Origin of the sequence: Acidimangrovimonas pyrenivorans, from assembly GCF_042643245.1 — a bacterium.
Classification (GTDB): Bacteria; Pseudomonadota; Alphaproteobacteria; order Rhodobacterales; family Rhodobacteraceae; genus Acidimangrovimonas; species Acidimangrovimonas pyrenivorans.
Map to the genome: position 1 here is coordinate 747,946 of NZ_JBHRSK010000004.1, position 19,744 is coordinate 767,689.

Here is a 19,744-nt window from a genome sequence, read left to right on the forward strand (position 1 = left end):
CCTCAGGCGGCACGCGTGCGCGGATCGACGACGCGGTAGAGCAGGTCGACCACGAGGTTGGACAGGATCACGATGACCGAGGTGACGATGAAGACCCCGATCACCACGTTGTAATCGCGTGCGCCGAGCGCGTCATACATCAGCCGGCCGATGCCGGGCCAAGCGAAGACGGTTTCGGTCAGGATCGTGCCGGCAACCAGCTGCCCGGCCTGCACCCCGGCCATGGTGGTGATCGGCAGAAGCGAGGTGCGCAGCACGTGGCGCAGCCAGATCCGCATCGGCGCCATGCCCTTGGCATGTGCCGCCTTCACGAACAGCGCATTGGAGGTTTCGATCATCGAGGCGCGCACCAGCCTTGCGTAGATCGCCATCGAGAACAGCGCCGAGGCGGTGGCGGGCAACACGAGATGGTGCAGGTAGTCGGCCACGGCGCGCAACCCGGTGTAACCGGCGCCGATGGTTTCGATGCCATGCGAGGGGAACCAGCCGAGCTTGCCGGAAAACAGCAGGATCGCCATCAGCGCAACCCAGTAGTAGGGCGAGGAAAAGAACAGCACCGAGCCGATCGAGATCACCCGATCGGTTAGCCGGCCGCGGTGGATCGCGGCAAGGAAACCGGCGGCGGTGCCGAACAGGAGCGCCAGCAGGAACGCCGCGCCGGCCAGCGCCAGCGTGTTGGGCAGGCGCTCGGCGATCATGTCGAACACCGGCCGGTTCTCGCGGTAGGACCGGCCTAGATCGAGGCTGGCGAGGTCGCGCAGGTAGTAGCCAAGCTGCACCAGGAGCGGCTTGTCGAGCCCCATCTGCGCCCGCAGGTGCTCAATGAAGGCAGGATCGCCCGACCCGGCCTCGCCAGCCATGAAGGCCGCCGGGTCGCCCGGCGCGGCCCGCGCCAGGAGGAAGGTGCCGGTCACCACGAACAGGATCACGACGAAACGCTTGGCGATTTCGGAAACAACGGTCTTTAGCACCACTCGGGCTCCGATAAAGGGGGGGGGCGGCCGGCGCCATCGCACCAGCCCGCCGGGGGGGGGGGGCTACTGCTTGATCCAGACGCCGGCGAAGCTGTCGCTCAGCCCCAGCGCGGTTGCGATGAGGTTGCGCACCTTCGAGCGGTAGAGCGTCGGAAACTCGAGTTCGGCGGTCCAGACCTGCACCGCATCGTTGCCGATGATCTGCTGTGCCTGGGCATAGAGAGCCGCCCGCTCGTCGGCATCGGTCACCGAATCCGCCTTCCCCAGGATCGCGTCGAGGTCGGCGTTCAGATAGCGGCCGACGTTGTTCCAGGGTGAGCCCGCGACATCGTTGAACGAATAGAAATTGCGGGTCACGCCGACCGAGGGGTCGCCGTATTGGTAAAGGTAGATGTTGCCGAGATCGTAGCTGCGGTCGCCCAGCTTTTTCAGGTAGCCGCCGACATCGTTGTTATCGAGCTCGACATTGATGCCGACCTCTTTCCAGGCCTGCACCTCATACTCGGCCAGCCGCGCCCAGGCCGAACCCACCGGCGCGGTCGACAGCTTCAGCACCGTGCCGTCATAGCCCGAGGCCGCAACCAGTTTGCGCGCCTTTTCCGGGTCGTAGGCGTAGTCATTGACGCTGGGGTCGAAGAATTTCGTGCGCGAGTCGAAGGCGCCACGCGGCGGCGTGGCCAGGCCGTTGAACACCACGTCGCGGATGAACGCCTTGTCGAGCGCGTAGTTCAGGGCTTGGCGCAGCTCGACGCTGTCAAGCGGGGGCTTCTGGGTGTTGACCCACAGGAAGCCGTGCGGGGCAAGCATTTCCCAGCCGTGCTTGGTGCTTTCCACCCCATCGAGACCTGCCAGACGTGACACGTCGAAACCTTCGAGATTCGACGCCGAAACCACGTCGACGCTGCCCTCCTCGAACGCCACCGCCACGCCCTGGGCATCGGGGATGACCACGAAATAGAGGTCGTCGAGAAACGGCTCGGAGCCGTCGCGGTAGTCGTCAAACCGCACCAGATGGATGTAGCTGCCCTTCTCCCAGTCGGCGAACTTGAAGGCGCCGGTGCCGATCGGGGTCGCGTTTGCCGGGTTGTCCCGATAATTGCCCCCAGCGTAGAGATGCGCGGGGATGATCGGCAGGTTGCCGTAGTTGATCATGTAGATGAAAGACGGGATCGGCTCGTTGAGGGTGAAGCGCACCTGGTGCTCGCCGACCGCCTCGACCGCGGCGATCTTGCCGGCGATCAGTTTCAGCCGATCGTTTTCGACCGAGAAGACCTCGTAGGAGGTCACCACGTCGGCGGCGGTGAAAGGCACACCGTCATGCCATTTCGCGTCTTCCGCGAGGTTGAAGGTCCAGACCAGCCCGTCCTTGGAGGTCTCCCAGGAGGTCGCGAGCCAGGGCTGCGGGTTGAGGTCAAAATCGTAGGTGACGAGCGCTTCGTAGATCTTGCTCGACACGATGCTTGCCGAGCCGAGGCCGGAGAGGCCAGCCACTAGCGTCGGCGGTTCCGGAAACAGCGCCACTTTCAGGCTGCCGCCGTACTGATGCGCCGAGAGCGGCGCAACAAACGCGAGCCATGCCGCGAGCAGCGACAGGAAGAATGCTTTGAACTTCATGTGAACCTCCGATGGGGAAACAGCCCTCTTCGCGGGGCGGAGTAAGCAGTCTGGGTGTCGTCAGCCGCCCGACGGGCGGAACGGCGCCGGGTCGAGAAAACGCCGGACCACGTTCTCGGTCATCCGGGCCACGTCGTTGCGGCCCGCGGTATCGCCGCCGTCGAGCAGCGCCCCGACCCAGGCCATCGAGCCGACCGAGAACACCGCGCCGGACGCCCCGGCAAAGCGGATCGCCACATCGGCGCGCGCTTTCGGGTCGTCGAACGGCATCACGAAAGAGAGCATTTCTTCCTTGGTGCGCAGCATCGAGGGTGGATGGCCGGTGCTGCTGGCGAGCACGTGCACCTCCGCGTCGGGGGCGAGCCGCGGCTCGACCCGGTCGATCTCTTGCCCGGCCGCGCCGCCGCCCAGCCAGCCATGCTGACCGAAATCGTCGCCGACGCCTTCGAGCGCGAAACCGCCGGGCCCCGAGCGCGCGTCCGGGCGAACGTGGTAGTGGCCGCTCGCGTCGAAGCCCTGCGCGGCGAAACCGACGCCCGCCAACCGGTTCGGCGGCCGGCCAAGCCGGCGCCACAGCCCGCCGTAGCCGCCGTCCATCTGGTGGTGGCCCTCGCCCGGTTCGGCGATCCAGGCCCGGGTGCCGTCCTCGGTGCGACGCACCTCGATCTGGCCCGGCACCGTGTCCGACACGCTCACGCGCCAGTAGAAACCGTTGCCGCCGAGATACATCATCCGCCCGCCCCCGTCGCAGAAGGCCTCGAGCGCATCGAGCATCTCGGTGGAGTAGTATTCGGGGTGGTTGCCGGTGATCACCAGCCGGTGCCCGGAAAGCGCATCCAGCCCGTCGCGGTGCAGGTCCTCATCGGTGAGCAGGTCGATCTGCCCGAACCTGTCGCGCAGCCAAGTGTAGAGCCAGGTATCGGGGGTGATCCCCCAGGGCAGGCTGCCGAACCGCATCGAGGTGACCGGCCGCAGCCGCGACGAGAGCATCACCGGCGCGCCGTCGTCATGGCGGTCGTAATGCGAGCGGCCGAAGCCGGGATGGCCGTCGATCGGCGCCTCGTCGGGATAGGCCGCGATACCATGGTCGGGACCGCGCATCGCCGGCGGGGCGTTGCCGTAGGACAGATACGTGAAGGTGGGCAGCAGCAGCGCCACCGGCTCCCGCTCCGCCGGGCGCGCCCGCACCACGAACGGCACCACGTCGGTGCCCTTTTCGGTTTTCAGTTCGGCGCCATAGAGACCCGAGGGGCAATCTGCCGGAATGTCGAGTAGGGCTGCGTCGGGCCAGCCGCAATCCGAGAGGTCGTCGGCGTGGAAATGCACCGCGTTGTAGTGCTCCGGCCGCAGGCGCCAGTCGAAGGCGCTACCGTCCCAGAACGGCCCGGTGATCACGCGAGAAGGGGTGTTGACCAGCTCGGCGTCGCAGCGGCCGGGGCCGACATCGCTAACCCGCGCGCGTTCCGGCGCCTGCGAGAAATCCCACCGCGACAGGACCGCGCCGGCGCCGTGGGCACGCGACAGATGCCGCCAGCCCTGCGTCCCGCTGGCCAGTGCGGTGGCGATCTCTCCGGCCGTGGCCGTGGTTAGCAACGGATCGGCGAAGCGGGCGTCCGCGACCTGCGCCGCCCCCCCCGCAGCGACAGCAGCGCCGAGGGTCAGGGTTTCAGCCGCCGCCAGGCCGTCGAGAGCCACATCGCCCCGCGAAACGGTCGCCGCGCCGAACAGCGGCGCGACGGCCAGCTCGACCCCGCCCGTGGTGCCGGAAAACCCCGCGCCGACGCTCGCCCACTGGCCGCGCACCAGCGGGGCCGCGCTGCGTAGGAGCGGAGCACCGTCGGCGCCGACGATGGCCAGGTGGCCGCCGGCATCGAGGGCGAGCCCACCCAGCCGCCGGCCGTGCGGGCCGTAGAACTGCACTAGCGCCTGCACCCGACCGTGTCTTGCGGTCGGCATCAATAGCAGGCCGAAGCTACGTGCTTCGGACCGGCGAAAGGCCTCCGACACCGGCGCCTGTGCATAGGAGCCGAGCGGAACGGAATGGAGCGTCCCGTCGAGGACCCGGTCCTCAAAGCCTTCCGCGTGAACCAGTGTTACGTCGGGCCCGGCCTGTGCCGACCAGCTCCCTGAAGCGACCCGCCGGACGCCAAGGCGCACCCGGTCAGCGGTGGTCGAAACCTTCAGTTTCAGCGTTCCGCCAGCCTCGACCGACATCGGGTCGGTGTAGCCGACGACATCCTTGAAATGCGTGTTGACCATGGTGCCCTCACAGCTCCTTCATGTAAGCTGGCATGCCCGGCGCGGCGTGCGCCCGGCCGTAGATCTGCCGGCTGGGGTAGTATTCGGCGTTGTGCTGGACCGCGGCGGCGACCTCTTCCCCCGCGGTCTCGGCGACAAAATGCAGCATCAGGTCGATCCCGGCCGACACACCGCCGCTGGACCAGATATTGCCGTCGCGCACGAAGCGCTGTTCGGCCACATCGACCCCGGCCTCGCGGAGTTGCCCGAGAACCTTCCAGTGAGTGGTGGCATTTCGGTTCTCGAGCAGCCCGGCCGCGAGCAGGATGAAGCTGCCGGAACAGACCGACAGCACGTCTTTTCCGCTTTGGGCAACGGCCCGGACGAACGTGACAACGGCCTCGTTCGCCATCTCGTCGAAGGCGGCAAAACCGCCCGGAACAACCAGCGCGTCGAGCGCCGGACAATCGGCAAAACCTGTATCGGCGACGATCTCCAGGCCCTTGGCACAGCGCACCGATCCGGCCTGCTGGGCGACGACCAGGCATTCCGGTCCAGCGGCGTAGTCCCGCCACATCGTCGCCATTTCCCACGGCCCGACGAGGTCGAGTTCCTCGACCCCGGGAAACGCGAGGAAGCCAATCCGTCTCATCACTTCGACGCCCCGGCCATCTCCGGCCGCCGTTCTTCCTCAGCGCCATTCACCACCATGAACAGCCAGTCGGCCACCACCGCCGGTTTGGCTTGGCCCCGGACCTCGACGGTCATCTCGATGGTAACGAGAAAACGGGCCGGTCCACGGTCCTCGATCCTCTTCAGCCGGGCCACGCCGCGGATCGGCGCCCCGGCCGGGACCGGCGCCATCAGCCGGACCCGGTCGAAACCGTAGTTCAGCTTGTAGGCCTCCTGCGAACCACGGTTCAGGATCTCGTTGATCATCATCGTCATCATCGAGATGGTCTGGAAACCGTAGACGATGGTTTGGCCGTAGGGGCTGCGCGCGCGGGCCCAGTCGGGATCCATGTGCATCGCATCGACGTCGCGGGTGAGGCGGCCGAAGGTGTCGATGTCCTCCTGGCAGATCGGGTGCCAGCTCGATCGGCCAATCTCCTGGCCAATATGCTGCTGCAGGGAAACTCGGTCGGAAAGATCGATACTCACGGTATTCTCCTAGGAATCGAAGGCAAGGGACGGCAGCCACAGGGCAAGGTCCGGGAAGGCAAGAAGTATCAGGATCATCAGGAAGATGACGGCCACGAACGGGATCGAGCCGAGGATCACGTCGCTGAGATCGCCCCCCTGGCGCACGCCCTGGACCACGTAGAGGTTCATGCCGATCGGTGGGGTGATCAGCGCCGCCTCGAGCAGCAGCGTCAGCACCACGCCGAACCAGATCGGGTCATAGCCCAGCGAGACCACGATCGGCACGATGATCGGCACCGTCACAAGAAGGATCGAGAACCCCTCCATGAAGCAGCCAAGCACGAGGTAGAACAGCACGATCGCGATCATCAGCGCCAGCGGGCTGAGGTCGAGCGCGACCACCACGTCGACGATCTGCCGCGAGATGCCGAGAAAGGTCATCACGAAGTTCAGGATCAGCGCGGTCATGATGATCGCGGTGACCATCGCGGTGGTGCGCATGGTGCCCTCGATCGCCTCGGAGAGCATCGGGATGGTGAGCTTCTTGTGGGTGGCGGCGAGGCCGAGCGCGCCGACCACGCCAAACGCAGCGGCCTCGGTCGGGGTGGCGATGCCGACATAGATCGTGATCACCACCAGGCCGAAGATCATCAGCGGCGGAAACAGATCGGGGATGGCCCGGATCCGCCGCGCCCAGGTGGTCTTCACCGGCGTGCCGCCAGCCGCGGGCTTGATCAGGCAACCGCCGGCGATCAGCGCCATGAACATTGCAGCGAGAACGATACCCGGCAACATCCCGGCCATGTAGAGCCGCGGGATCGAGGTCTCGGTGAGCGCGCCGTAGACGATCAGCGACACCGAGGGCGGGATCAGGATGCCGAGCGTGCCGCCGGCCGCGAGCGAGCCGAGAAACAGCCGTGGGCTGTAGCCGTGCTTCTCGATTTCCGGCGCCGAGACGGTGCCGATGGTGGCCGCGGTCGCCACGCTCGATCCGGACGAGGCCGCGAACAGCGCGCAGGCGCCGATATTGGCGTGCATGGTGCCGCCGGGCAGCCACGACAGCCATTCGACCAGCGCGGCGTACATCCGCTCGGCAATGCCGGCACGCAGCAGGATCTCGCCCAGCAGGATGAAGAACGGGATCGCCACCAGTGTGTCGGACGACATCGACTGCCAGGCGATCTCGCCGATCATCCGGTCGAGCGGCACCTCGGTGAAGAGCCAAATCAGCGCGTAGGCCAGCACGCCGAGCGATGCGGCAACCGAAACCGACAGCGCGAGCGCGCCGAGCAGGAGAAAGATCGTCGACGCAATCATGACAGCTCTCCGGCGGTGGCAGGGCCGACGGCGTCGTCGGACGACACCGCGATGTGGGAAAGCTCCTGCGCCACCTCATCCGACGGCGACAGCATCGCAGCCGCGGCCTCGCCCTGCCCCACCCGCCATAGCGCCAGCGCACGCAGCGCGAGCGACAGCGAGGCGAGCACGCTGGCGACCAGCCCGGCCGCCCACAGCCCCTGGGGAATGGCCAGGTAGCTGCGCAGCGGGGTGATCGAGCGTGCCCCCTCTTCGAAGGACTGCAGCGCCAGCGCGCAGGCCCGGTAGGCGATCAGCGCGAACACCAGCGTGAAAGCCCCCCAGGCCAGCACATCCAGCGCGAGCCGGACACGGCGTCCGAACAGGTTGCGCAGGATGTCGATGCGGATGTTGGCGCGTTGTAGGATCGCGAACGGAAACGCAAAGGTGGTGGTGACGGCGAAGACATAGGCCGTGATTTCGTCCACGCCGCCAAAGGAGTGGCTGAGAAATTTGCGCATCAGGGCCTCGACGGTGATGACGAACGACATCACGATGAGGGCAGAGCCGCAGACCCAGACCAGGAGCTGGGCGACGCGCTCAATCGTGCCGTGCCCGCGAAGCAGGAGTCGGTTCATCATCACCGTTTTCCCCTATTGAAGGTTCGGATCGGCGCGCCCTACGGCCGCGCCTCGACCCCGACGACGGCACCAGCGGTCTCGTTCCACCGGGTCGTGCAAGCTTCGCCGCAACGATCGGCGTAGCGCTTGAGCACGAAATCGGCGAGCAGCTGCTTGCGGATCGGATCGTCTTCCGGGCGCGCGGCCACCAGCTTCATGTTGGCCGGTTCGCCATAGCGGCATTCTTCGCCCTGGCCGGTCAGGCAGGCGATCCCCTGCGCTTCGGAATCCGCCAGCGCGTCCCACGCCTTGTCGACGAACTTGTCGGCTTCGGCCTGGATCAGCGCCTGGGTGTCGGCATCGAGGCCGTTCCAGCGGCTCATGTTCATGGCAAGGAAGGCGATGCCGGCCGAAACCGGGGTTTCGTAGACGTATTTCACCACGTCCTGCCATTTCGCCGTATACATGCTGATGCCGCTCGACACGCCGCAGTCGATCACGCCACGCTGCAGCGCCGGCACCACATCGCCGAGCGGGATGGTGACGCTGACGCCGCCAAGACCCTCGGCCATATCGCCAAGCGTGGTGGAATAGACCCGGATCTTGCGCCCTTTCAGGTCATCGAGGCCGGTGAACTCGTCGCGACAGACCAGGATCTGCGCCGGGAACGGGTAGCTCGCCAGCAGCTTCACGCCGTGGATCTGCTCGAACGCCGCGGCGACCACCGGCTCGTAGGCCTCAACCAGCTTTCGGTTTTCCGCGCTCGACCGCGAGACCAGGGCCAGGTCGATCCCCTCGAACACCGGGTCGCCCGAAGCAATGTAGGTGTAGGCGCCGAAGCCGGCATCGTAGACGCCGGTCTGCAGCAGCTTGACCGTCTCGAACCCTTTGAGGCCGAGATCGGTCATCGCCTGGATGTCGGCGGTGATCGCGCCGCCCGAGGCCTGCGGCAGCGCGACAGTCCAGAGCGGCGCCTCGTGCTCGGGAAACATCGCCCCGGTGCCCCAGGTGCCGACGACCTTGAAATGTTCTTCCGCCAAGGCGGCGGATCCTGCGCCCACCAACAGGCAGAACGCACCAACAGCAGTACCGAATCGTTTCATGGTGAACCTCCCCTGTGTCACTCCATGCAACGATCAGTCTCCATTTATTTACATGTCTGTCAATCTTTATCCATCCGCTGGCGGCGCGCCCTCCCCGCCAACCCCCACCAGACCGCTCACAGAACGGACCGCCTGGGCCGCCATCGCGTCAGCCACGGCGGCAGCATCCATCTGCCCGTCCGGGCGGAACCAGAACACCGCGTAGGACAGGATTCCCAGCACGCCAAAAGCGGCCATCGTGGGAGACCCGTCAGCAAACTCACCCGCCTTCTGCCCGGCCACGATCACATCCCGATACATACCGACGATCCGGCGCTGCAGCCGCAGGATATTGTCGCGCTGCTCATCCGACAGCTTTGCGGCATTGCGCAGCGGTCCGTAGAGAAACGCATTCACGAACGGGACAAAGGCGCGCCCGTCGAGCTCGTGGAAAACTTGCGCTCTGGCAATGCTATAGAGCTGCAAACTTGGGTGAAGCGGCAGCGATTTCACGGCCACCTCCATCGCCGCGATCTCGTCTTGGATCGCCTTCTCCACCGCCTCGTAGACCAGTTGCTCCTTCGATGAGAAGTAGTGGTAGAGCGCCGGGTGGGTCAGCCCGAGGCTGGTCGCGATTTCCTTGATCCCGGTCGATTCCAGGCCGCGCTCAGAGAACACGCGCAGCGCCTCGGCCAGGATCGTTTCGCGGCGCTTCGAATAGCGCTTCGACTGCCTTGCTTCATCCACCGTCTCTCTCCTCATTGCCAGCATTGGTGCTGCCACAGTTATCCCGGCCCGAACACCGAAAGGCAACATGTCACGGCGCCGCCGACAACGGGCCAGATTTCGACACTCTTGTAAACCTTATGGGTTCTGATAGAAGGTTTCTACATAGCTGTCGGGAGACGCCAAATGCCGACTCTTCCCCGCCCCACACCGGACCGATTCGCGGCCGCGCGCGCGCGAACGCGCGCGCTTGGTGACACCTTTCCGCTTCAGTCGATCGGCAGCGCGGTCTCCGAGGCCTGCGCCCGCTATCCCGACCGGATGGCGATCGAGGTGTTCGAACGCGGTGAGCGGGCAACCTTCGCCGCATTCGAGGCGCTGACCCACCGCTATGCCCAGGCGCTCACGCGCATGGGCATAGCCAAGGGCGACCGCGTTGGCCTGATGCTGCCTAACCGGCTGGCCTACCCGGCGCTGTTTATCGCGCTCGCCCGGCTCGGGGCGGTGCACGTGCCGGTAAACACCCGCTACACAGCCGACGAGATCGCCTATGTGCTGGGCGATTCCGGCGCCCGGCTACTGCTGCATGACGGCCAGTTCGCCAAGGTGGTCGCGGGCCTGCCCGAAGACCTGCGCCGCCGCCTTGCCGTTGCCGACATCGCCGAAGGCGACGGTGCGTTCGACCGGATCGCCGCGGCAAGCCCCGAGACGCCGTTGGCCTCCGGCCCCGCCGGCCCCGACGACCTGGCCAACATCCAGTACACCTCGGGCACCACCGGTTTTCCGAAAGGCTGCATGCTCACGCATGATTACTGGCTGGTGCTCGCCCGAGCGGCGCTCGCCTGGGACGCCGCGCCTGCGGGGCGGATCCTGTCGGCACAGCCCTATTTCTACATGGACCCGCAATGGATCACCCTGAAAGCGCTGCTGAGCGGCGCGACGCTGGTGATCGCGCCGGGCCTGTCGTCGTCGCGGTTCCTGGGCTGGCTCATCGACCACAACATCGAATGGTGCATGTTCCCGCTTCTGATGACGCGCCAGCCGGAACGACCTGAGGAAGCGCAGACCGCACTGAAACAGGTGGCGACCTTCGGCTGGCCGCCGGAAACCTGCCGTGATTTCCGCCGCCGCTTCGGCGTCACCGCGCGCGAGGCCTTCGGAATGACCGAGATCGGTCTCGGCACCTGGATGCCACCGGAGCTCGACGAGATGTACGCTTCCGGCAGCGTCGGCTTCGCCGCGCCGTGTCGCGAAACCACGATCCGTAACGAGGCCGGCGCGCCGGTGGCCACCGGCGAGACCGGCGAGCTCTGGGTGCGCGGCCGGTCGATCTTCCAGGGCTACTGGAACCGCCCCGAGGCCAATGCCGAGGCGTTCCGCGAGGGCCGCTGGTTCCGCACCGGGGACCTGTTTCGCAAAGACGCGGACGGGTTCCTCTATCTCGTCGGCCGGCTGAAGGACATGATCCGCCGCTCGCAGGAAAACATCGCGGCGCGCGAGGTCGAGGCTGTGATCTGCGCCCTGCCCGGGATCGAAGACGCCGCTGCGGTGCCGGTGCCCGATCCGGTGCGGGGCGAAGAGGTAAAACTCTACGTCCAGCTCAAGCCCGGCACCCGGCGCGACGCGATGCCGGTCGAGCTGATCCTCGACCACGCCCGCGCGCATCTCGCGAAATTCAAGGTGCCGCGCTACCTAGCCTATGTGGAGGGCTTCCCGCGCACGCCGTCAAACAAGATTGAGAAAAAGGCGCTGCTGGCAGGCGTCGACGACCTGCGCTTCGGCGCGTTCGACGCGGTAGAGGGCATCTGGCGCTGAGGCGCTGGCTAGCCGAGAAAGTCTCTCAGGATCCGGTTGAACAGCCGCGCACCGATGCAAATCAGATCGTCGGGGAAATCGTAGTCGGGGTTGTGCAGATGTGGGCGGCTTTCGCCCGCGCCGAGCAGGAACAGCGCGATCTTGCTGTCACCCTTGCCGAACCTGCCGAAATCCTCCGAGCCGCGCAACGGCAGCTCGCCGGCATCGAAAGCGATCCCTTCCGCCTCCAGCGCGCGGCGCACATGGGCGGCTGCCTCGGGATCATTGGTGCAGTCGGCAAACACGTTGTCATATTCGATCTCGACACCGAGCCCGGCCTCTGCTGCCGCCTTGCGTGCGAGCTGCTCCGCCTCGAGGCGCAACGCCTCCATGCGGCTGTCGGTCAGGCTGCGCAGGGTGAGCCAGACCTCACCGTCGCCCGGCGAAATGCCGAAGACCGGCTCGCCGATCTCGACATGGGTGATCGTGGTCATCGCGAAATCCGGCGACGGCAGCGCACCGCTGCCGAGGCTGACCAGCTCGGGCAGGAGCTTCAGCACGGCCGGTATCGGCGAGACCCCCGTTTCAGGCATCGAGGCGTGGGCGGTGCGCCCGGCGAAAATGATCTTCATCCCGCGCGAGGCACAGGTGACGGGCCCATCCGTCAGCGCGACCTTCCCCAGGGGCATGCCGGGCATGTTGTGGTAGGCGAAAACAAAATCCGGCTTGATCGCGACAAAACCGTCGTCGGCGACCACCGCGGCGGCACCGGCGCCGTTTTCCTCGGCAGGCTGGAACATCAGCACCGCCCGCCCCCGTCGCGGCCGCTGCCGTGACACCCCGCGCGCGAGTGCCATCAACGTGGTCATGTGCCCGTCATGGCCGCAGTGGTGCCCCTTGCCGGGCACCTGCGACCGATACGGAAGATCGGCGGTGTCCTCGATCGCCAGACCGTCCAGCTCGGCCCGGAACATCACCGTGGGACCGAGCTCGGCACCCTCGTAGACGGCCGCCACACCATGCCCGCCGAGGCCGTCGATGATATGGTCGGGGCGGGTCGCCATCAGCGCCGCCTTCACCTCGCGTGCGGTCTCGACCTCCTCGCCGGACAGCTCCGGCAGGGTGTGCAGCTTGCGCCGCCAGGCCACCAATTCCACCACATCTTCATTCGTCAGAAACATCTGCCAGCCTCTCCTGGGAATTGCATCGTCTGGCGGGCACCGCCGCCTCATTGCGCGCTCGGGCCCGCAACAGCATGCCAAGAAGATCCCGCGGCTCATCAGGGTCCGCCACCAGGTCTAGACGCTCACTGAACGGGCCCGCGGTGATGCGGTCGTGGACGTAGCGCAGCGCCGAGAAATCCTCGATCGCAAAGCCGACGCTGTCAAACAGGGCGATCTGATCGGCGCCCGACCGCCCCCGCGTCGCGCCGGTGACGACCTGCCAGAGCTCGATGACCGGGTGGTCGGTGGCCAGCTGCTGGATCTCGCCTTCGATCCGCGTCTGCGGCAGATACTCAACGAAGATCTCCGCGCGCCGCAGGATGTCGGGATGCACCTCGGTCTTGCCGGGACAGTCGCCGCCGATCGCGTTGATGTGCCCCCCCGGCCCGATCATGTTGTCGCCGAGGATGGTTCCGTGCTGCTTGTCGGCCGTGCATGTGGTGACGATCTGCGCCCCCTCGACCGCTGCTTCGCCCGAGCGGCTGGGCACCACCTTCCGTCCGCTGCCGGCGAGGTTTCGCACGGCTTTCTCCGTCGCAGCCGGGTCGATATCGTAGAGCCGCACCGTGTCGATGCCCGGTACCGCCTTGAAGGCGATCGCCTGGAATTCGCACTGCGCGCCGTTGCCGATCATGCCCATGGTCCTGCTGCCTTTCGGCGCCAAGTGCCTTGCCGCCACCGCCGACTTCGCCGCCGTGCGGAGCGCAGTGAGGATTGTCAACTCTGACAACAGCACCGGATAGCCGGTTTCCACGTCCGCCAGCACGCAGAATGCGGCGACCGTCTGCTTGCCGCTGCGGGCGTTCTTCGGGTGACCGTTCACGTATTTGAAGCTGTAGAACCGGCCGTCGCTGGTCGGCATCAGCTCGATCACTCCGCCCGGCGAATGCGCAGCGACGCGTTGTGTCTTGTCGAAGTCTTGCCAGCGCCGGTAGTCGTCTTCGATGTAGCCCGCGAGCTCGATGAGAAACCGCTCGACACCGATTCCGAGCACAAGCTTCATCATGTGGTCCACGCTCACGAAAGGCACCGAGCTGAGCGGCTTCGCGGTGATCTGCATGTGTGGAGAAACCTTTTGTGTCGGGCGGACACTTGGCCCGCCCGGGGCATTTCAGCCGGCGACGGCGTCCAGGTGGGCGCGCAGCCGGTCGGCCAACAGCTCGGGCGCCTCGGCATTCGGTTGATGGCCGAGGCCGTCGAAGATCTCGAGTTTGCTGTCGCGGATGCCTTCGGCGATGATCCTGGATTTTGCTGGTGGGTTCGCCCCGTCGAGTTCACCAACGAAGACATAGGTCGGGCAGGCGACATGCGGCAGCATGTGACGGATGTCGACCCGGCGCAGGATCGGCGCCGAAGCGCGCGCCACCGCCGGGCCGTCATTGTCGATAATCCGCGCCCGTTCGCGGGCCACGTCGTCGGCCCGGGCTGGGTCGGTCCGGAACGGTTCGCCATAGAGGATCGGCATCAGCCCGTCGACCACGCTCGCGGGATCGACCGCATAGCCATCCAGCAAGAGATTTTCGTATTTCATCACCTTCTCGATCGGCTCCGCCTCGGCAGAGGCCCCGCCGATCGCCAGAGATTTGAACCGCGCCGGCATCTGCGCCGCGAGCCGGATACCCACCACCCCGCCGACCGACATGCCGACCCAATGGAACCGGTCGATGCCGAGGGCGTCGGCCACGCCGATCACGTCGTGGCAGAGGTTGTCGACATCATAACCGCCAAGCGGCTTGCCGCTGCGCCCCATGCCACGCCAGTCGATCGTGATGCAGCGGTACCGGTCGGCGAGGCGTTGGATCTGCCGCTCATACATCCGACCGCTGAAGAACAGCGCATGGGTGAACAGGACCACCTCTTCGCCGGCGCCAAATTCCTCGACGAAAAGAGCCGCCCCATTAACATGCATCAGTGCCATTGAGACCTCACGTGCTGCAGTGTGTCATTCCGGTTGCCGTTTTTTACATGTATGTTAATTTCGGCCGATGGTCAATCGCCATTACGGCGCAACACGGATGTCAAAGGTCGACATATATGCCCCTACCCACACCCCACCCCAAGACACTCGACGCCTTTACTTCCCACTACGCCGCGGCCACGCCCGAGGCGGAAGCCGCGGTCGACGGGTCCCTGCGTTTGAGTTATGCAACCCTAAATTTGTTGATAGATTTCCTGTGCGCCTGGTTGGATGAAAAGGGCATTCGCCGCGGCGACCGGGTTGCGATCGCGGCCGCGCCCGGCATTCCCTACCTGATGACTCTGCTCGCCGCATCGCGACTCGGCGCAATTTACGTTGGTGTCAATCCGCGCTATTCCGAGAGCGAGATTGCCCATGTTCTCGCGGTCACCAAGCCAGCGATCCTGCTCCATGCCCCGGTGCCGCGCGAGCAGGATCTCGCGTCTCGGCTGAGCCGCGCCGCCGGCGACATCCCGGTCCTGCCGGTGCCAACTGCCGAAGGGCTCGCCGGCCAGGTGGCCACGCATCACAGCCCGGCCCAGCCCGACGATGTCGCGGTGATCGTGTTCACGTCGGGGTCGACCGGCAAGCCCAAGGGCGCGGCGCTGCATCACGGCGGGCTGATCGGCGCGGCGACCGGCCAGCACGAACATCTCGACGGGGAGGCGCGACGCTACATCTCGAACCTGCCGATCAACCATGTCGGCGCGATCATGAACAACACGATGGCCTGCGTGGTCGGTGGCGGCACGCTGGTATTTCAGCCCAAGTTCAGTCCCAGCGAGGTGATGGAGCTGATCGAGCGCGAGCGGATCCAGACCTGGCTCCAGGTGCCCGCCATGTTCACCATGGTGGCGAACCACGACGATTTCGGCCGCCGCGATCTGTCGTCGCTGCGCTCGATCTGCATCGGCGGCGGCGCGGTCTCGGCCCCCACCCTCGCCCGCCTGCGCGAAACCGGCGCTGAAGTCTTCGTCGAATACGGCCAGACCGAGGTGATGAGTTCACTGTCCTATTCCGACCCGGGTGCGCCCGACGAGGTCTTGCTTAACACGATCGGTCGGTTCGATCCGCGGTTCGAGACCCGGATCGCGCGCGCGGACGGCACACTGTGCGAGGAGGGCGAGGTCGGCGAGATCCAGGCGCGCGGCGACTGCGTGCTGCGCAGCTACTGGGGCGACGATGCGGCCACAAGCGAGGCCTTTACCGCCGAGGGTTGGCTGCATACCGGCGATCTCGCCTTCCTGCGCCCCGACGGCAACGTGACAATCAAGGGACGGCTGCGCGAGATGATCAAGTCGGGCGGCTACAACGTCTACCCGCGCGAGGTTGAGGTGGCGATCGAAAGCCACCCTGCCGTTGCCGAAGTCGTGGTCTACGGCGTAGCCGACGAAGTCTACGGCGAAGCGGTGCATTGCGCGCTCGAGTGCAAGCCCGGCGCCAGCGTGACCGGCGACGAGCTCAAGGCGCATTGCGCCGGGTCGCTTGCGAACTACAAGATCCCGAAGCTGTTTGCCGTCGTCCCGGCCCTGCCGCGCCTGAGCAACGGCAAGCTCGACCGCGCCGCGGTGTGCAATGGGGAGCTCGGCTAGCGCCCTCTCGCCATCGCAAACGGGAAAGGCACAGGCGCCGACGCGCCCGTGCCGTTCCAGACCACAGCGCCGCTGTGTCAGATCGTGTCGTTGGCGAGGCTGTTGATCGATGCCGGCCCGGCCATGATCCCGGCTTCCAGCGCCAGCGTCTGCGGCGACAGCCGGTCGAAGAAGAAACGGGCGAGGCACAGCTTGTTCTCGGCAAAACCGCCCAGCGCGCCGCGCTGTTCGACCGCGCAAGCGGCCATCTGCAGCCAGAGCCCAGCCATAGGCGGTGTCGGCGAACAGCCGGAGGTGGTCGGTGGCCGCCGCGCCGACCCAGCCCGGCTTCGCGGCATTGCCAAGGATCGCCTGCGTCACCCGGTCGAGCCGATCCAGCGCGGCCTGTGCCGAGGCGACCAGATCGGCAACGTCCGGGCCCGATGCGTCGGCGACCTCGGCGCGCATCATCTCGATGAACCGTCGCACCAACTTGCCGTCTTCAAACCCCAGCTTGCGCCCGGCGAGGTCGAGCGCCCGCACCACGTTGGTGCCCTCGTAGATCTGGGTGATCCGCGCGTCGCGCACGAATTGCTCCCTGCCCCATTCGGCGATGTAGCCGTGCCCGCCGATGGCCTGCTGCGACAGCACCGCCGCCTAAAGGCCGAAGTCGCTGAGTGCCGCCTTCACCACCGGGGTGAGCTGGGCGACGAAGCCGTCCGCCGCGGCGCGCAGCTCCGCGTCGGGATGGTGTCTCGACAAGTCCATCTGCAGCGCCGTCCAGACCGCCAGCGCCCGGCCTGCCTCGTTCCAGGCCCGGACGGTGAGCAGCATCCTGCGCACGTCGGGATGCCCGATGACCGGCGCCGGGCCGGTTCAGCGGGTTGAGCAGCTCCGCGCAAAGCTTGTCGCCCCCGGTGAGGATGTCCACCGCAAGAGCGGCATCGACCTCGCTCTGGCCGATCGCGGTCATCACCTCGTCGAAACCGAACACGGTCTCGAGCAGAAAGCGCAAGTCGTCGATCGGCGCCATTGGCGTGAGCCCGTGCCGTTCGACGGCAGCGGCGGAGGCGACCAGGGTCATCGAGGCGCCATCGGTCAGCGGAGACGTGATGATCTTCTAGCCGAACTCACCGACGGGCACCTCCGCCATCTCGAGGCCGGGCTGCGCTTTCAGAAACCAAAAGCATCGGGCTCAGGCCTGATGGAGCGGCTTCTGAACACTGACTGGGCCAAGTCTTCTTCCGGTTGGCGCGGCGGCGATAGAGTGCCCCATCGGGTGTCCCGAGGGGGGGAGGCGATCGTCGACATCTGGCGGGGCTGGCGGGAGTGCAGGCGTCCGGACAGCCGGCTCGGATAAACACCTCCGAGGCGATGTGCCGGAAACTCCGCGGCGAGGCGAAAACCGGCTTCTTCGGCACCGCGAAGACTCGCGCGATGGATCGGGCGCGCAGCTCGCCTCGCGATGAATCCGGCTCATCGACGGCTTCGAACGGAATCAACCCATTTTTGCGTTGGTCAGATCAATGGCGCTGCATTAAGTCATGATCGGAATCACGACAGGAGGCTTGGATGCCCACACCTACCCCGAAGCGCATTGCCGTGACCGGTGCCGCCGGTCAGATCTGCTATGCTCTGTTGTTCCGCATTGCCAAAGGCGACGTCTACGGCCCCGATCAGCCGGTCATCTTGCAGCTTCTCGATCTGCCCCAGGCCCAGGCTGCGGTGCGCGGCGTGGTCATGGAGCTCGAAGACTGCGCTTTTCCCCTCCTCGTCGACACGATCGTCACCGACGATCCGACCGTCGCCTTCCGGGACGCGGACGCGGCGTTCTTCGTCGGATCGAGGCCGCGCAGCAAGGGCATGGAACGCCGCGATCTTCTTTCGGCAAACGCCGAGATCTTCAGGGTTCAGGGCCGTGCGCTGAATGAAGCGGCCAAGCGCGACGCCAAAGTCGTGGTCGTGGGCAACCCCGCCAATACCAACGCCATGATCCTCGCGGCCAATGCTCCCGACTTCCCGACAGAGAACGTCACCTCGATGATCCGCCTGGATCACAATCGCGCACTCACGCAGCTTGCCGCGCGGGCCGGCGTGGCCGTGGGCGACATCGATCGCCTTGCGGTCTGGGGCAACCACTCGCCGACCATGTTCGCCGACTGGACAGAAGCGGTGTCCGGCGGTCGCCTCCTGTCGGAGATCATCGATGACGAAACCTGGTATCGCGAAACGCTGATTCCGGATGTCGCGCGGCGCGGCACCGCCATCATCGAGGCCCGTGGCGCCTCGTCTGCCGCGTCCGCGGCAAATGCTGCCATCGACCACATGCACGACTGGATTCATGGCAGCGATGGCAAGTGGGTGTCCATGGGCGTCCATTCGACAGGAGCCCACGGCATCCCCGAGGGGCTGATGTTCGGGGTGCCTGTCGTCTGCAAAGACGGCAGCTATGAACGCGTCGAAGGCTTGTCCTTCAATGAGTTCCAGAACGGGATGATGGCCCGGACCATTGCCGAGCTCGAAGAAGAACGGGAAGCCGTCGCGGCCCTTCTGGGTTGAGCTGGCCATTCCGGCAACAGGGTGGAGTGTGCTTCCCGGAAGGACCTGGGCCAGGCCACTCCACCTTCACGGCCATCCGCATGGCGCCAGCGCCGAGACGGTGATCTGGCGCCCTGTCGGAGGGGTTTGAGGGCGATTGTGCCGGCCCTCATCGCCGCCCCTGGAATCGCGCTGCAAGTCCAGCCTGCGGTTGAGGCCGAAGAGGAAAGCCGGGGAAGCGCGCCCGGTTCCTCGCGGCATTCGAGCCCAGGGGCGACGGTCGCGCGCGACGGCGAAAGATGAGCCCCGGCGCTCCCATGGCCATTGCCGGCAGGCGAACGGCCCAGGCTGCTTGCCCGGCAAGCCGTGGCAGCGCCGCAGGCAGAGCGTCGGGATCGGCACAGCGGAGTGCGCTCAGCGGGCGCGGAACCCGGATCGCCGGGTGGCAACCATCCCTACTCGGCGCCGACCCAGCCCGGCATCGCGTCGATCATCTTCGCCAGCAGCGCGTCGAACTGCGCGGCCTCCTCGGCGGTCAGCGCCGCGCGCATCGCGCTCTGGCGTGCCTCGAACAGCGGAACCGCCTGGTCGAGCAACGCGCGGCCTTCGGCGGTCAGCGCCAGCAGCTTTGCGCGCTTGTCCCCGGCGTCCGGGCGGCGCTCGATCAGCTTGCGCGCCAGCAGCGTCGAGACCGCGCGGCTGATCGAGTTCTTGGGCAGGCCGGTCACGAGGCAGATGTCGCGCGCCACCAGCCCGGACCGCTGCGACAAGCTGAAGAGGATGACGAACTCCGCCCGCGACAGGCCGGTGCGCTGCTCGAGCTCGCGGTAGACCGGACCGGTAAAGAAGTTGGCAAGGAAGTTGAGCCGCCAGGCTGGCGACAGCGGCGTGTCGTTCAGCATCACCAGCGACAGCGCGCCGAAACGCTCCACCATTGCCCGCTCCGCTCCGCCTTGATCGCCCATCTC

Annotated in this window: 19 protein-coding genes and 1 pseudogene; 4 read left to right on the plus strand and 16 right to left on the minus strand. The window is 66.4% G+C overall.

All coding sequences use genetic code 11. The features are described 5' to 3' along the window. Positions 1 to 2: 2 nt before the first annotated feature. The 9 genes from ACFOES_RS06470 to ACFOES_RS06510 all read right to left on the minus strand — a co-directional run bounded on the left by ACFOES_RS06470 (position 3) and on the right by ACFOES_RS06510 (position 9,714). A complete protein-coding gene (locus tag ACFOES_RS06470) occupies positions 3 to 971 on the minus strand; it encodes an ABC transporter permease (protein WP_377832380.1) in 969 nt (322 codons plus the stop codon). A 66-nt stretch (positions 972 to 1,037) separates the two neighbouring features. Beyond that, positions 1,038 to 2,588 (minus strand): ABC transporter substrate-binding protein, encoded by a 1,551-nt coding sequence (locus ACFOES_RS06475; RefSeq protein ID WP_377832381.1) that lies wholly within the window; start codon positions 2,586 to 2,588, stop codon positions 1,038 to 1,040. 60 nt (positions 2,589 to 2,648) lie between these two features. Continuing rightward, on the minus strand, positions 2,649 to 4,847 hold the full coding sequence (locus tag ACFOES_RS06480) for a N,N-dimethylformamidase beta subunit family domain-containing protein (protein ID WP_377832382.1): 2,199 nt from the start codon (positions 4,845 to 4,847) through the stop codon (positions 2,649 to 2,651). A gap of 7 nt (positions 4,848 to 4,854) precedes the next feature. Next, a complete protein-coding gene (locus ACFOES_RS06485) occupies positions 4,855 to 5,478 on the minus strand; it encodes a DJ-1/PfpI family protein (protein WP_377832383.1) in 624 nt (207 codons plus the stop codon). Then, positions 5,478 to 5,987, minus strand: a complete 510-nt coding sequence (locus ACFOES_RS06490; protein ID WP_377832384.1) for a MaoC/PaaZ C-terminal domain-containing protein — start codon at positions 5,985 to 5,987, stop codon at positions 5,478 to 5,480. The genes ACFOES_RS06485 and ACFOES_RS06490 overlap by 1 nt, the downstream gene beginning before the upstream one ends. A 9-nt stretch (positions 5,988 to 5,996) precedes the next feature. Then, a complete protein-coding gene (locus ACFOES_RS06495) occupies positions 5,997 to 7,286 on the minus strand; it encodes a TRAP transporter large permease (protein ID WP_377832385.1) in 1,290 nt (429 codons plus the stop codon). Then, positions 7,283 to 7,906, minus strand: a complete 624-nt coding sequence (locus tag ACFOES_RS06500) for a TRAP transporter small permease subunit (RefSeq protein ID WP_377832386.1) — start codon at positions 7,904 to 7,906, stop codon at positions 7,283 to 7,285. The genes ACFOES_RS06495 and ACFOES_RS06500 overlap by 4 nt, the downstream gene beginning before the upstream one ends. Positions 7,907 to 7,944: 38 nt before the next feature. Continuing rightward, positions 7,945 to 8,925 carry a TRAP transporter substrate-binding protein gene (locus tag ACFOES_RS06505; RefSeq protein ID WP_377832387.1) on the minus strand — a complete coding sequence of 327 codons (981 nt, stop codon included), beginning with the start codon at positions 8,923 to 8,925 and terminating at the stop codon, positions 7,945 to 7,947. A gap of 129 nt (positions 8,926 to 9,054) precedes the next feature. Next, the gene (locus ACFOES_RS06510; protein ID WP_377832388.1) at positions 9,055 to 9,714 is read right to left on the minus strand and encodes a TetR/AcrR family transcriptional regulator; all 660 of its coding nucleotides are present in this window, start codon (positions 9,712 to 9,714) and stop codon (positions 9,055 to 9,057) included. A gap of 165 nt (positions 9,715 to 9,879) precedes the next feature. Here ACFOES_RS06510 and ACFOES_RS06515 point away from each other — a divergent pair, with 165 nt between their 5' ends. After that, positions 9,880 to 11,508 carry a class I adenylate-forming enzyme family protein gene (locus tag ACFOES_RS06515; RefSeq protein ID WP_377832389.1) on the plus strand — a complete coding sequence of 543 codons (1,629 nt, stop codon included), beginning with the start codon at positions 9,880 to 9,882 and terminating at the stop codon, positions 11,506 to 11,508. Positions 11,509 to 11,516: 8 nt separating this feature from the next. Here ACFOES_RS06515 and ACFOES_RS06520 read toward each other — a convergent pair whose 3' ends face one another. Genes ACFOES_RS06520 through ACFOES_RS06530 form a run of 3 tightly spaced genes read right to left on the minus strand, consistent with a single transcriptional unit; the run spans position 11,517 to position 14,628 of the window. Then, the gene (locus tag ACFOES_RS06520; RefSeq protein WP_377832390.1) at positions 11,517 to 12,668 is read right to left on the minus strand and encodes an amidohydrolase; all 1,152 of its coding nucleotides are present in this window, start codon (positions 12,666 to 12,668) and stop codon (positions 11,517 to 11,519) included. Beyond that, positions 12,652 to 13,770: an ornithine cyclodeaminase gene (locus tag ACFOES_RS06525; RefSeq protein ID WP_377832391.1), complete on the minus strand. Its 1,119-nt coding sequence runs from the start codon at positions 13,768 to 13,770 to the stop codon at positions 12,652 to 12,654. The genes ACFOES_RS06520 and ACFOES_RS06525 overlap by 17 nt, the downstream gene beginning before the upstream one ends. A 51-nt stretch (positions 13,771 to 13,821) precedes the next feature. Next, positions 13,822 to 14,628 (minus strand): alpha/beta fold hydrolase, encoded by an 807-nt coding sequence (locus ACFOES_RS06530; protein ID WP_377832392.1) that lies wholly within the window; start codon positions 14,626 to 14,628, stop codon positions 13,822 to 13,824. Between the two features lie 116 nt (positions 14,629 to 14,744). On the opposite strand from ACFOES_RS06530, the gene ACFOES_RS06535 reads away from it, so the two are divergent. Continuing rightward, positions 14,745 to 16,259, plus strand: coding sequence for a class I adenylate-forming enzyme family protein (locus ACFOES_RS06535; protein WP_377832393.1), 1,515 nt, complete (start codon positions 14,745 to 14,747; stop codon positions 16,257 to 16,259). A 77-nt stretch (positions 16,260 to 16,336) separates the two neighbouring features. On the opposite strand, the gene ACFOES_RS06540 is transcribed toward ACFOES_RS06535, so the two are convergent. The 3 genes and pseudogenes from ACFOES_RS06540 to ACFOES_RS06550 form a co-directional block, all read right to left on the minus strand. After that, entirely contained in the window at positions 16,337 to 16,528 is a 192-nt protein-coding gene (locus tag ACFOES_RS06540; RefSeq protein ID WP_377832394.1) for an acyl-CoA dehydrogenase C-terminal domain-containing protein, read from the minus strand. A gap of 40 nt (positions 16,529 to 16,568) precedes the next feature. Next, a pseudogene (locus tag ACFOES_RS06545) lies at positions 16,569 to 16,889 on the minus strand (acyl-CoA dehydrogenase family protein); the annotation flags it as partial. A gap of 6 nt (positions 16,890 to 16,895) precedes the next feature. After that, positions 16,896 to 17,072 carry a hypothetical protein gene (locus ACFOES_RS06550; RefSeq protein WP_377832395.1) on the minus strand — a complete coding sequence of 59 codons (177 nt, stop codon included), beginning with the start codon at positions 17,070 to 17,072 and terminating at the stop codon, positions 16,896 to 16,898. Here ACFOES_RS06550 and ACFOES_RS06555 point away from each other — a divergent pair. Together ACFOES_RS06555 and ACFOES_RS06560 are read left to right on the plus strand one after the other, a co-directional pair. Further along, on the plus strand, positions 17,062 to 17,598 hold the full coding sequence (locus tag ACFOES_RS06555; RefSeq protein ID WP_377832396.1) for a hypothetical protein: 537 nt from the start codon (positions 17,062 to 17,064) through the stop codon (positions 17,596 to 17,598). The genes ACFOES_RS06550 and ACFOES_RS06555 overlap by 11 nt on opposite strands. Positions 17,599 to 17,810: 212 nt before the next feature. Next, positions 17,811 to 18,797: a malate dehydrogenase gene (locus ACFOES_RS06560; RefSeq protein WP_377832397.1), complete on the plus strand. Its 987-nt coding sequence runs from the start codon at positions 17,811 to 17,813 to the stop codon at positions 18,795 to 18,797. A gap of 434 nt (positions 18,798 to 19,231) precedes the next feature. Here the strand turns inward: ACFOES_RS06560 and ACFOES_RS06565 are convergent, their stop codons facing one another. Continuing rightward, positions 19,232 to 19,711, minus strand: coding sequence for a MarR family winged helix-turn-helix transcriptional regulator (locus ACFOES_RS06565; protein ID WP_377832398.1), 480 nt, complete (start codon positions 19,709 to 19,711; stop codon positions 19,232 to 19,234). Positions 19,712 to 19,744: the final 33 nt, after the last annotated feature.